Here is a 13,134-nt window from a genome sequence, read left to right on the forward strand (position 1 = left end):
GTAATATTTTTTTAAACCATATGATCACACTAGCGTTATTTTAAGTGAATAATAATTCTTATAAGAGAAGTAATAATTGGCGATTATAGAAGCTCAGTTTTATTAAAGTATTTTTTTACTTAATTTCGTGAATTATTAAACCATTGTTTCAACATTTAATATAATTAGATTATACATGTCAGATCACGCAAAATTATCATACGCAGGAAAAGATTACGACTTACCAGTTATTGAAGGTAGTGAAAAGGAAGTAGCTGTTGATATAAGCAAACTTAGAGCAAATAGCGGACTCATCACTATTGATCCAGGCTTCAAAAACACTGGTTCTACCAAAAGTGCGATAACATTCCTAAATGGTGAGGAAGGAATATTAAGATACAGAGGATATTCCATTGAAGAGCTTGCGGAAAAATCATCATTTCTCGAAGTTTCTTATTTGTTGATTTATGGTGAGTTACCTACGAAAGCTCAATTGGAACATTTCCAAAACGAAATTACAACTCATACTTTAGTACATGAGGATATCAAAAAAATATTAGATGGATTCCCGTCAAATGCCCACCCAATGGGAGTCTTGTCTTCATTAGTGTGTTCATTAACTGCTTTTTACCCTGAATCTTTAGATCCAAATAGATCTTCTAAAGAGGTTGACTTAAGTATTATTAGAATATTATCAAAAATGCCAACATTTGCAGCTTGGGCATTTAAAAATCAAATTGGGCATCCGGTAAATTACCCAGATAATGAGTTAGACTATCAGTCAAATTTCCTTAAAATGATGTTTGCCCTACCAGCAGAAAAGTATAAAGTGAATCCAGTAGTAGCTAAGGCACTAAACACTTTATTAATTCTTCACGCTGATCACGAGCAAAACTGTTCTACTTCCACTGTTAGAGTTGTTGGTAGTTCGCAAGCGAGTTTGTACGCATCAATATCAGCTGGTATCAATGCGCTTTGGGGACCATTGCATGGTGGTGCTAATCAAGCAGTTTTAGAAATGCTAGAACAAATTGAAAAAGCAGGTGGAGATACTGCTAAATTTATTGCGAAAGCAAAAGATAAAAATGATCCTTTCCGTTTAATGGGATTTGGCCATAGGGTTTACAAAAACTTTGACCCAAGAGCTAAAATCATCAAAAAAGCAGCTGATGATGTTTTAGGGCAATTGGGGGTTGATGATCCATTATTAACTATTGCAAAAGAATTAGAACAAATTGCCTTAAAAGATGAGTATTTCGTAGAGAAAAAACTTTATCCAAATGTTGATTTCTATTCTGGCATTATTTATCGCGCAATGGGGATTCCTACTGAAATGTTCACTGTGATGTTTGCATTAGGTCGTTTACCAGGTTGGATTGCTCAGTGGAAAGAAATGAGAGAAAACAATGAACCAATCGGAAGACCAAGACAGGTTTACACTGGTGAAAACTTGAGGTCTTATGTTGACTTGAACAAAAGATAATTATATATCATATACAATAATTTTAAAGTCAATCTATATTTATAGGTTGACTTTTTTAATTTTACAGAAACTTTAAAAATAAAAATATGAGTTTACAAGAAGATTTTAAAATTGCCGCAGAAAGGTCTAAAACAGATATCAAAGACAGACCCTCTAATGAAGATTTATTAAAGTTATATGCTTTGTTTAAGCAAGGAGAAGAAGGAGATGTTTCTGGTGAAAAACCTGGCGGTTTTGACTTTAAAGCAATTGCGAAATACAATGCTTGGGAAGAATTGAAAGGAAAACCATCAGAAGAGGCTATGAAAGAGTATATTGAATTAGTAAACAAACTAGCTAACGCATAATAAACTTTGTATCAATCTGATAAAGACATATTTCTAAATAACATTGCTCAAACCTCTCCTTTCCCTTTTTTATTGGAAGTGGAAAGCGCTAATGGTATTTATTTAAATACTAAAGATGGAAAATCCTATATGGATCTTATCTCAGGTGTGGCAGTTAGCAATTTAGGTCATCAACATCCTAAAATAGTTGATGCAGTAAAAAAACAGCTAGAGAAACACATGCACATCATGGTTTATGGTGAGTATGTGCAATCTTCTGTTAATAAATTGGCAAAAATCCTGACGGATAATTTACCCCAACATCTCAATAGCATTTATTTCTGCAACAGTGGGGCTGAATCTATCGAAGGTGCCTTAAAATTAGCTAAAAGAGTAACAGGAAGAACAGAAATGCTAGCCTTCCGAGGAGCCTACCACGGAAGCACACATGGTGCATTAAGTATCTCTTCCAACGAAAATAAGAAGTATAGATTTAGACCTCTCCTACCTGATGTTGGATTTTTAAGATTAAATAATTTTGAAGATTTAAGCCTAATTACCAAAAGAACAGCCTGCGTTGTAATTGAAAGTATTCAAGGAGATGCAGGAGTCAGAATCCCTGAACAGAATTTCCTAGAAGCATTACGAAAAAAATGTACTGAAACTGGAGCATTACTGATTATGGATGAAATACAATCAGGAATTGGAAGAACTGCTAAACTCTTCGCATTTGAACATTTTGGAGTTGAACCTGATATTTTATGTACTGCAAAGGCTTTGGGCGGTGGACTTCCATTAGGAGCTTTTATAGCTGATAAATACCAAATGGATTTATTTACAAAAAATCCAATGTTAGGACATATCAATACTTTTGGAGGAAACCCTATGAGTTGTGCTGCTGCTGTAGCAACTCTTGAAGTAATTTTGGAAGGCGATTTTCTTGAAGAAGTTGAGCGTAAAGGCGCTAAGATTGAAGAGCTAATCTCGCATGCTGCAATTGTGGATGTAAGAAGAAAAGGACTGATGTTCGCCTTTGAGTTTGAAACGGATGAAATAGTCAATAAAATAGTGCAAGAGTGCTTAGCCAATGGTGTCATTTGCTTTTGGTTCCTTTCTTGTCCCAACAGTTTCAGAATTGCACCTCCCCTAACCATTACTGATGAAGAAATTGAAAAAGCATGTAAAATTATCAATACTGCTATAAAAAAAGTCGTCAAGTAAAAAAGCCCTTTTGCAATTTCAATTATCAGCTCCATGGAAGACCAAAGTATTATTAAAATATTTGATGAGAAAGAATTGGAGCAACTTATTAAAGACTTTCAGTTAAAATGTCCAGATGTTGACTATATAAGTTCAAAACACCAATTAGACTTCAGCAGTGCGCAATCGAGGCTTTCAATACGACTTCCATATTGTATCGAGTACAAAAAAGACCGAGTTATCGCTGCAAACTTCCTTATTATCATTATTCATTCGGGGGAAGCTGCCTTGGCTTATTCAGAAGAAAATCAAATTGTTGAGCATAAAATGGTGAAAGCATATATGGTACGCCAAAAGCAAGGTAAAAGCCAAATCAAACACCTTAAAACCAAAGGAAAATCTAAAGCTGGTTCAAGAGTGAGACTTGCTGGAACAGACCACTTCTTTGAAGAAATTAATGAAAAAATAGCTGAATGGGACGAGTATTTTAACATTGAAAGAATTGCGATTAGTTGTAATAAGACATTGCAACCCTACTTATACAACCGTCCGGACGCTGCCCTCCAAAAGGATGATCAGAGACTACTTAAAATCCCAAAACATATACAGGAAGCGAACTTTGATAATTTAACCCACATACACAACTATCTTATTTCAACGGAGTTAAAATTTGATAATTCCGATAAAGAATTTATCAATGATATAATTTCTGAAATAGATAATGACTAAAAAAATAAACTGGAAAAAGGAAGCAATTAGCTGGGGAGTGATGTTTGCAATCTTCGGTACATTATACCTCACAGGATGGCACACACCGGTAATTGGCAAAATTCAATCATGGTTTTTGGCTACACACATTTTCACTCCTTCTATTGAAGAAAAAAATAGAACACCCTTTAATTTTGATGGTGAGTTAATCACTCCTGCAGGAAAAAGAATTGCTTATAGTGAGCTCAAGGACAAGACAATTTTCATCAATTATTGGGCAACATGGTGCCCCCCTTGTTTAGGTGAAATGCCACATATTGAAAAGCTTTATCTACAACTAAAAGACAATCCTGAAGTGGTCTTTTTAATGGTCTCAAAAGACAATGAATTTAATAAAGCCATCCAATTCAAAGCAAAAAAGGAGTATGAACTGCCCATTTTTCAAGAATTGAAAAGCCCAGCTCAGTTACAATCACAAATATTACCGACAACTTTTGTGATTAAAAATGGTGAAATCGCCTTTCGTAAAGAAGGAATGAGTAACTTTAATACCGAGGATTTTAAGAACTTCTTGATAAGGAATTAGATTGCAAGGATTATTTCTTGTTTTTAGAAAGAAAATCAAGAAAAAGCCTAATACAATTCGTGCTCATAAAATAGTTTAAACTTAAACATATTTAGCACTTACTCCCCCGTTTGGATGTTTTCACCCAAACTTAAGCATTGAACCTCCCATGAAATCTCACAGAATCTTGAAGGTGAAAACACCTTCAATGTGGGGGTACAAGAAATGATGAGGATTAAATTATATATGTAGCTGAATAGTTACTTCAAAAGTTAAGAATTATTTCAACTCCAAATTGGTTTATAGGGCTAAACACCTTATTTTAGGAAGATTATTTTATCATTCTATAAATATATTTGAAATGAATTGGCTAAAGAAAATCGGTTATTTTAGTGCTTTTATAATTCCAGGTTTAACAATTCTAGGGTTTTACTTGGGCGGAATAGCCAATTTAGCCACTTTGATATTTGTGTACGCCCTTATTCCAGCAATAGATGCTGCAGTTGGCAGAGATCATAGTAATGTCCCGAAAGAAGCTGTAAAATCTGTTGCAAATGATTTCTATTATAGATTTATCACCTATTGCTGGACCTACTTTCAATTGGCTTTCTTAATTTGGGCTGTTTGGGTAGCATCTACCACTACCTTGACAATCTTTGAATGGATTACATTTACCATTGCTGTTTCGCTTTCTACAGGCGGTATTGGTATTACTGTTGCGCATGAACTAGGTCATAAGAAATCCAAACTAGAGCGTTTTTACAGTAAAGCGCTACTCATGACCGTGAGCTATATGCATTTCTATATAGAGCATAATAAAGGACATCATGTTCGAGTATCCACTCCAGAGGATCCTGCAACAAGTAGAGAAAATGAAAGCTTCTATGCTTTTTGGTGGAGATCGGTAACTAAAGGATATTTAAGTGCCTGGGAAATAGAAAATAAGAGGCTAGAAAGAAAAGGCAAATCAAAGTTCTCGATTCATAATAACATGATCTGGTTTAGTCTGCTCCCCTTTATTTTTGCAAGTGGATTAGCATTAGGGGTCAGCCTACTAATTGGTCAAATCACATGGATTCCTTTGGCCTTTTTCTTTGCTCAAAGTATCCTTGCTTTCTCTCTCTTAGAAGCGGTTAACTATGTTGAACATTATGGCTTAAGAAGAAAGAAGATAGATGAAAACAGGTATGCACTAGTAGCACCGCATCATTCTTGGAATGCAAACCACATGATCAGCAACTTTTTCCTATTCCAATTACAGAGACACTCAGACCATCATTATAATGCCATAAAACGATATCAAGTATTAGATGACTACGAAAATGCTCCCCAACTTCCAGCGGGATACCCAACTATGATTTTGTTAGCTCATATTCCACCTCTGTGGTTTAAGGTAATGAATCCGAAGCTTCAGCAATGGAATAATCTTAAATCAACTCATGTTTAAGAATTTGAATTACTTTTGATTCGAGTAGCCAAAATAGTAACACACAATGCCATCAGAGCTATAAAACTAAATGACGCTTGTAGATTTAACCATGCTGCCAAATAGCCAATTAAAGGCGGGCCTAAAAGAAAACCAAAAAAACCCATAGTTGAAACGGAAGCTAGTGCTACACTTGAACTCATGGTTTTAGATTTCCCTGCCAAACTAAAAACTAAAGGGATTACGGAAGAAACCCCAGCCCCTATAATAAAAAATGCTATTAACGAAATGATTCTGCCTGGGAAAAGAATTAGAATCAATAATCCAGAAAAATTTAATAAACCACTAAAGAAGACTACTTTCTTAACACCAAACTTTGTAGTAAAATAATCTGCTACAAACCTTGTTCCCGCCATACTGACCATAAAAAAAGTATATGCTAAGCCTAGTATGTCCTTCGGAGCATTTACAATCTTTTTATAATAAACACCACTCCAATCAAACATAGTGCCTTCACACATCATAGAGCAAAATGCTATTACACCGAGCAAGAGTAACGATTTATCTGGTATAACAAATATTGGTTTGTCATCTTCTTCATCAATATCTGACTTGATCAGGAATTTAAAGCTAATAATTGAGGCTAGAATGCTAGTAGCAAATATGATCGTATAATGATATTGCAATACTATCTCATTTCCAATCATAAAAGCACCTATTATGGCACCGAAAAATCCGGCTAAACTCCACATTCCGTGAAAACTAGCCATTATATTCTTTTTATATTCTTTCTCCAGACTCACGGCTTGTGTATTGATCGCAATATTTACCATATTGCCCATTAGTCCAAAAAGAAATAGCACTAAACCTAGTAGGTAAATACTTTCAGAAATAGAAATGGCAACTAAAGAGATTAAATAAAGAACAATAGATAGTCTGGTAACTGAAAAGCTATTCCATTTAGCTACTAAAACTCCTGCAATAGGTAAGGAGATAAAAGAACCAATTGGCAGCATTAAAAGTAAAGTTCCCAGTTCAGCTTCTGATAGTGAAAATTTTTCTTGAATGCTTGGAATTCTTGATGCCCAACTAGCGAAAGTTAGACCATAACAGAAAAAAATTGTACTAATTGCCCATCTAGCTTTAATGAGGGGGCTTTTAAAAGGTTGAGTCATTCGAAAAAATTAATAAAAATCGCATATATTAAGGTAGATAGCGACTAATAATACCATTTTGAACGACCTCTTCTTAACATTTTTCGTACATCACGTATAAATGCTAAGGCCAAGTACAGTAAAATTGGAGACCCAAAAGTTAAAAACGAAGAATAAATAAAAAATATACGAATATGAGAAGTAGGTATATCCATCATTTCACCCAGTCGAGTACAGACGCCAAAAGCTTGATTTTCGATGAATTGTTGAACTTTTTTCATAATATCCCTTAAATTTAAACAAATAAGGCAAAAGCCTCGTTGATAATTCGATAAATTTAGAATTCTTTTCTTAAATTTACTAAATACATTGGAATAGTTCCAATATAAATATAATTTCGCATTAACTTCCAAACATAATCAAATAATGAATCAAATGAGACAATTATTTTACGCAGCTGTTCTTTTAGGAACAATGACTTTTTCAGGTTGTGCATTAAACAAGATGATGCAAGCCGCAGAAGAGCAAGCTATCGATGTAACTCCAAATCCTCTTGAGCTTCATGGCGAAGAGGTAGCATTTACGGTAGATTTTCAATTACCTTCAAAAATGCTTAAAGATGGAATCACTTATACAGTAAATCCTTATTATGTCTATGGCGATAAAGAAATTGCTCTAGATGCAGTCGACTTTAAGAAAGCCGATTATCCTAATAGTGATACTGAGCCTGTAAGAACTAGCCAAGAATTTTCATTTAATTATGAAGATGATATGAATGTGAATGGCGAGTTAGTTATGCAAGGAACTGCAACTATTGAAAAAAACGGTAAATCTGCATCAACTGATAGAAAAACTTATGCAACAGGTATCATAAGTACTTCTCAGATGGTTATGCCTTCTTATCACGCTGCATATGCTGATCATGGCTATAACAACAAAGAGGAGTTAATTCCAACTAATGTAAACTTCTATTTTGACCAAGGTAGATCAGTACTGAAGTCTTCTGAACTTAGAAGTGACAGAGGTCAGAAATTCAATGCATTTATTGCTGACAAAAACGTAACTAGAACTGTTACGATTACTGGTACTCACTCACCAGAAGGTCCAGAAAGAATTAACAGCAATTTATCTGAGGATAGAGCAAAAGCTATTGAAAACTACTACAAAAGACAAATGAGACGTTATGACTACAAAGGAATGGCGGATTCAATTAAATTTATCTTGAAGCCAGTAGTTGAAGATTGGACTGATTTCAAAAAAGCTTTAGCTGAATATGACGGTATTACTGATGCTCAGAAAAGCGAATACACTAGTATAGTTAACGGGTCTGGAAGCTTCGAAGAAAAAGAAGATAGATTACAAAAATTATCTACTTACAAAAAAGTATTCAAAGATATCTATCCTGACTTGAGAGCTGCTAAAACAGAAGTTTTAACAGTAAAAGAAAAGAAATCAGATGCTGAAATCTCTGTTTTAGCGAAGCAAGTTGCTGCTGAAGAAGTTTCTGCTGATACTTTATCATTAGAAGAATTGATGTATGCTGCAAGCATGACACCTTCTTTGGAAGAAAAAGCAAATCTTCTGAAAGCTGCTACGAAGAAAAATGATGATAGCCCAGTCGCTCATAATAACTATGGAGCTGTTCATTTAGAACTAGCAATGGACGCTGAAGGTAACGAAATGACTACATTAGTTGAACAAGCTATCACTCAGTTTGAAATTTCTAATAAGAAATCTGAAAATGCTGAAGCTTATGCAAACCTAGCAACTGCTTATACTATGCAAGGCAACTACGAGAAAGCTTATGATGCTGCAACAAAAGCAAATGAAATGACTTTGAGTAGTGAAAATGAAAGAGGTTTAATGGGCGTTAAAGGTGCTTTAGAAATCATGATGGGTGATTACAGCGAAGCTTCAACTTCACTGAAAAACACTTCTGATTCTGAAGTAAACATGTTCAACAAAGGCTTAGGATTGTTGCTTCAAGGAAGTTATGAAAACGCAGTAAGCACGTTCGAAGAAGTTGCTGGTAAAACTTCAGGTAAAGGTGTTCATGCAAAAGCTCATTACTTAGCAGCTGTTGCAAGCGCAAGATTAGGAAAAGAAGGTGATGTAATCAGCCACCTAAAAGATGCTGTTGCAGCTGATGCGGATTTAAAATCTAAAGCATTATCTGATCTTGAATTTTCTAACTATTCAGCAAACGAAAATTTTAGAAACGCATTGAAGTAAGATTTAAAGCAATACTATTGAAAAGCATCTGCCTATTGGCGGATGCTTTTTTTTTGCTCAATTTTGATTTATTTCTTTTTAAACCTTCTGATCTTAATAAAAGTTAAGGAACTATTAAGTTTGAGTTGGTAATTGAATGTTGAATAACTATTTTTACCCTGTAAAATTTTCAAGATAGATGAGAGAAATTCAGTTTAGAGAAGCACTAAATGAAGCAATGTCCGAAGAGATGAGACGTGATGAAAACGTTTTCATCATGGGTGAGGAAGTTGCAGAATATAATGGTGCATATAAAGTAACCCAAGGAATGTTAGATGAATTCGGTCCTAAGAGAGTAATTGATACTCCTATTACCGAATTAGGATTCTCTGGAATTGGTGTGGGTGCTGCAATGAATGGAACCCGACCAATAATAGAATTCATGACCTTCAATTTTTCATTGGTGGCTATTGATCAAGTAATTAATTCAGCTGCTAAAATGATGAACATGTCCGGTGGACAATTTAACGTTCCTATCGTGTTTAGAGGTGCTACAGGTAATGCTGGTCAACTGGCTTCACAACATTCTCAAAACTTTGAAAACTGGTATGCAAATACTCCAGGACTAAAAGTTGTAGTTCCTTCTAACCCTTATGATGCAAAAGGATTATTGAAATCAGCCATAAGGGATAATGATCCTGTAATTTTCATGGAGTCGGAATTAATGTATGGAGATAAAGGAGAAGTTCCAGAATCAGAATATCTTGAGCCAATAGGCAAAGCTAAAATCACAAAAGAAGGAAGTGATGCAACCTTGGTTTCATTTGGTAAAATGATGAAAGTTGCACATGCAGCAGCCGAAGAAATGGAAAAGGAAGGGTATTCAATAGAAGTAATTGATTTGAGAACAGTTAGACCAATAGATTATGCTACTATTTTTGAATCAGTAAAGAAAACAAATAGATGCGTCCTAGTAGAAGAAGCCTGGCCACTAGCTTCCATTTCTGGTGATTTAGCATTTAATATTCAGAAAACAGTTTTCGACTTTTTAGATGCTCCAATTTTAAGAGTTAATAGTTTAGATGTTCCCGTTTCTTATGCTCCTACCCTGTTGGAAGCTGTTCTACCCAATAAGGAAAGAACAGTTAAAGCATTAAGAAAAGTAATGTATTTAGATTAAGAAACAATCTCAGCAATAACAAAAAAGGCTAATTTTTAATCAGGATTAGCCTTTTTTGTTTCCAGCAAACCCAATTTTCTTACCACATCTTTGATGTTGACACCATGGTCCGCGGCACACCGACCATCACTCCTGAAACAGCTATCTTTTCCGCTTTCGGTCGTTGTTCCACTGACTGGGGATACAGGATGTTATTATATTTTCAATAAATATTAGAATAAATAACTAACTTATTTTAATTCATCATGCAACTACTCAAGAATTCCTGAGTCTTTGATATAGATTTAAGAAGATTGGAAAAGAATAGTATATACATTCATCAGGATTTGATAATCAGCTGTAAAAATGGCGACCAGAGAGCTTATAAGCAATTATATATGCTTTATGCGAAATCAATGTTCAATATTGCTTTGAGAATCATAAAAAATAAAGACGAAGCAGAGGATATTACACAAGAAGCCTTTATTAAAGCTTATTACAAAATCAATCAATTCGATTTTCAGGCAACATTTGGCGCTTGGTTGAAAAAAATAGTGATTAACCAAGCATTGGATTTCTTAAGAAAAGAAAACAAATGGGAAATGGATGTACTAGGAGATGAAAATACCCCAGAAGAAGACGAAATAGATTGGGAAGATATTGATTTGAGAGTTGACATAATTAAAAAAGCAATTCATAATCTTCCATCAGGATTTAGAACAGTGGCCAGTTTGTATTTATTTGAAGGATATGAACATCAAGAGATTGCAGAAATTCTCTCAATTTCAGAAAATACTTCTAAATCTCAATTTCACAGAGCCAAAAAGAAAATAAAAGAATTCATAAAGCATTATGAGGAAGGTAACAGACAAATTGGAGCAATTTATCAAGGATAATAGAAACGATTTTGATTCAGGATTCAATCCAGAGAACAGCTGGAGCAAAATAGAATCAAAAATATCTACGAAAAAAAGCAATAGCCGCTCCATATGGATGATGGCTGCATCAATCGTGCTTATACTTTCATTAGCATGGTTGATTTATGATAGAGCACAATTAACTGACAAAATCAATGAACTAGAGAGCCTATCAGTTAATAATAAGCCTTATTCAGAAATCGAATCCTATTACCAGCAAAATATCGAAGAAAAGACTATACTGGTCAACCATATTTCGGCAGAAAAAAATATAGAAGTAAATACGGATTTAAAATCCCTAAATAAAAAATATGAGGAATTAAAAGCTAAAGTGAAAAAACAAGGCGGGCATCCGCAGCTAGTGAATGCCATGATTCAGAATTTACAAACGCAAATCGAAGTCCTCGAACAACAACTGAGCATCTTGCAAGATATACAGGAATATAGTCAAAACGATAAAAATGAAAACAATGAAATATCTATCTAAAATAATAATTGCTGTATGTTTATTCTACAGCCAGATTTCATATGCCCAAAATGCACAATATGAAATTTTGAATAAGTCATTCTCGCCAGCTAGTAAATCTACTGAGTTGGAAATTTCAAATAACTTCGGAAATATAACCGTGGCAACTTGGGATAAAAACACAATAGCAGTGAAAATTTCTCTTGATGTGGAAGGCTATGATGAACAAGAATCCAAAAAAATCTTGGATAAGATTGATTTGAAAACGAATGAAACGTCAAGCACTATTTCAATAAAAACGAATCTGAAATCGCATAACTCTTCCTCATTTCGTAAAAAATCATTCAAAATAAATTACGAAATAAATCTGCCCGATGGTCATCCATTAAACTTGAACAATGAGTTTGGAAATATATTCATGACTGATTATTCGGGAAAAACGAATATTAACCTAGAGTATGGTAATTTAACAGCTGGCACTTTAGGTGAATTATACTTAAAGCATGAGTTTGGAAAAGGTGAAATTGAAAGCATTACAAAAGGTATTTTTGAAATGGAATATGTTGATGCATTTTCTTTAACAGATGCTAAAGAATTAGAACTAACGGCAGAGTTTTCAAAATTTGAAATTGAAAATATTAAAACTATCAGTTTTGATATAGAATATGGAAAACTACTAATTGGTACTGTGTCTAACTATAATGGAATATCAGAATTCACTGAAATCACAATCGATAAATTGTATGATAATTTCAAATTGGATGCTGAATATGCAAGTGGAACAATTGAAATAAAATCTATCAGCAAGGATATCCAGTCATTCGAGCTTGATACTGAATTTTCTAAAGCTGAAATTAAAATTGAGGAAGGTGCTAACCTAGGGTTTGATACTAAACACTCATTTGGGAAATTAAAAACAGAAGGCGCCAGCTTTAATTTTAGCAAGAAAATCAAGGACATGTCTGATGAAGAATACACTGGCACCATTGGAGATCAACCCAACAATATAAAAACCATCCTGAAGATCAGGACAAATTATGGCGGATGCACCATCATTGCAGATTAATAAAAAAAGGCTGTTTCAAATGAATTGAAACAGCCTTTAAAAACTTTACGCTAAGTTTCTATTAAGAATCTTTTGGTAAGACATTGGTAGTAATTCTAATACTTCTTTCTTCTCCTATATTTGAGACAATTCGAATAACTTTATTTTGCCTTCCCATTTTGCCTCTACTATTAAATTTTACAGTTATTTCACCAGTCGCTCCTGGAGCTATAGCTTCCCCTTTCGGATAACTTGGAGCTGTACAACCACAAGTGGTTTTTACATTTGAAATTATTAAAGGTTGCTTTCCGGTATTTTCAAACTTAAAAACATGTTCTACCACATCCCCTTGGGTAATATCACCAAAGTCGTGGTTTTTTTCTTCAAATGTGATTTCAGGACCATTAGTGCTTTCTGTACTTTGTGCTAATGCAGTACCTAGGATAAAAAACGATGCGAAAAATAATATTGCCTTTTTCATAATTGAAATATTTG

At 34.2% G+C, this 13,134-nt stretch carries 14 protein-coding genes; 11 read left to right on the forward strand and 3 right to left on the reverse strand.

Annotated elements, in window-relative coordinates; translation table 11 throughout:
• Nucleotides 1–175 precede the first annotated feature (175 nt).
• From FTRAC_RS04410 to FTRAC_RS04435, 6 genes are all read left to right on the forward strand, one after another.
• The gene (locus FTRAC_RS04410; protein WP_013453028.1) at nt 176–1,462 is read left to right on the forward strand and encodes a citrate synthase; all 1,287 of its coding nucleotides are present in this window, start codon (nt 176–178) and stop codon (nt 1,460–1,462) included.
• Nucleotides 1,463–1,548: 86 nt separating this feature from the next.
• Entirely contained in the window at nt 1,549–1,809 is a 261-nt protein-coding gene (locus tag FTRAC_RS04415) for an acyl-CoA-binding protein (RefSeq protein ID WP_013453029.1), read from the forward strand.
• 6 nt (nt 1,810–1,815) lie between these two features.
• Nucleotides 1,816–3,009, forward strand: coding sequence for an aspartate aminotransferase family protein (locus FTRAC_RS04420; RefSeq protein WP_013453030.1), 1,194 nt, complete (start codon nt 1,816–1,818; stop codon nt 3,007–3,009).
• A 33-nt stretch (nt 3,010–3,042) separates the two neighbouring features.
• The gene (locus tag FTRAC_RS04425; RefSeq protein WP_013453031.1) at nt 3,043–3,717 is read left to right on the forward strand and encodes a hypothetical protein; all 675 of its coding nucleotides are present in this window, start codon (nt 3,043–3,045) and stop codon (nt 3,715–3,717) included.
• Nucleotides 3,710–4,282 (forward strand): TlpA family protein disulfide reductase, encoded by a 573-nt coding sequence (locus FTRAC_RS04430; protein ID WP_013453032.1) that lies wholly within the window; start codon nt 3,710–3,712, stop codon nt 4,280–4,282. Before FTRAC_RS04425 ends, FTRAC_RS04430 begins: the two co-directional genes overlap by 8 nt.
• A gap of 340 nt (nt 4,283–4,622) precedes the next feature.
• Nucleotides 4,623–5,708 (forward strand): alkane 1-monooxygenase, encoded by a 1,086-nt coding sequence (locus FTRAC_RS04435; protein ID WP_013453033.1) that lies wholly within the window; start codon nt 4,623–4,625, stop codon nt 5,706–5,708.
• On the opposite strand, the gene FTRAC_RS04440 is transcribed toward FTRAC_RS04435, so the two are convergent.
• Nucleotides 5,705–6,862 (reverse strand): MFS transporter, encoded by a 1,158-nt coding sequence (locus tag FTRAC_RS04440; protein ID WP_013453034.1) that lies wholly within the window; start codon nt 6,860–6,862, stop codon nt 5,705–5,707. The genes FTRAC_RS04435 and FTRAC_RS04440 overlap by 4 nt on opposite strands.
• 44 nt (nt 6,863–6,906) lie before the next feature.
• Entirely contained in the window at nt 6,907–7,122 is a 216-nt protein-coding gene (locus FTRAC_RS20185) for a PspC domain-containing protein (protein WP_013453035.1), read from the reverse strand.
• 154 nt (nt 7,123–7,276) lie between these two features.
• On the opposite strand from FTRAC_RS20185, the gene FTRAC_RS04450 reads away from it, so the two are divergent.
• The 5 genes from FTRAC_RS04450 to FTRAC_RS04470 all read left to right on the forward strand — a co-directional run bounded on the left by FTRAC_RS04450 (nt 7,277) and on the right by FTRAC_RS04470 (nt 12,660).
• A complete protein-coding gene (locus tag FTRAC_RS04450) occupies nt 7,277–9,073 on the forward strand; it encodes an OmpA family protein (protein ID WP_013453036.1) in 1,797 nt (598 codons plus the stop codon).
• A gap of 178 nt (nt 9,074–9,251) precedes the next feature.
• Nucleotides 9,252–10,232: a pyruvate dehydrogenase complex E1 component subunit beta gene (locus FTRAC_RS04455; RefSeq protein WP_013453037.1), complete on the forward strand. Its 981-nt coding sequence runs from the start codon at nt 9,252–9,254 to the stop codon at nt 10,230–10,232.
• 293 nt (nt 10,233–10,525) lie between these two features.
• Nucleotides 10,526–11,107 (forward strand): RNA polymerase sigma factor, encoded by a 582-nt coding sequence (locus tag FTRAC_RS04460; protein WP_013453038.1) that lies wholly within the window; start codon nt 10,526–10,528, stop codon nt 11,105–11,107.
• Entirely contained in the window at nt 11,064–11,615 is a 552-nt protein-coding gene (locus tag FTRAC_RS04465) for a hypothetical protein (protein WP_013453039.1), read from the forward strand. Before FTRAC_RS04460 ends, FTRAC_RS04465 begins: the two co-directional genes overlap by 44 nt.
• A complete protein-coding gene (locus FTRAC_RS04470) occupies nt 11,590–12,660 on the forward strand; it encodes a hypothetical protein (protein WP_041649517.1) in 1,071 nt (356 codons plus the stop codon). The genes FTRAC_RS04465 and FTRAC_RS04470 overlap by 26 nt, the downstream gene beginning before the upstream one ends.
• Before the next feature lie 61 nt (nt 12,661–12,721).
• Here FTRAC_RS04470 and FTRAC_RS04475 read toward each other — a convergent pair whose 3' ends face one another.
• On the reverse strand, nt 12,722–13,120 hold the full coding sequence (locus FTRAC_RS04475; RefSeq protein WP_013453041.1) for a DUF1573 domain-containing protein: 399 nt from the start codon (nt 13,118–13,120) through the stop codon (nt 12,722–12,724).
• Nucleotides 13,121–13,134: the final 14 nt, after the last annotated feature.

Source organism: Marivirga tractuosa DSM 4126, from assembly GCF_000183425.1.
In the GTDB taxonomy this organism is placed as follows: domain Bacteria; phylum Bacteroidota; class Bacteroidia; order Cytophagales; family Cyclobacteriaceae; genus Marivirga; species Marivirga tractuosa.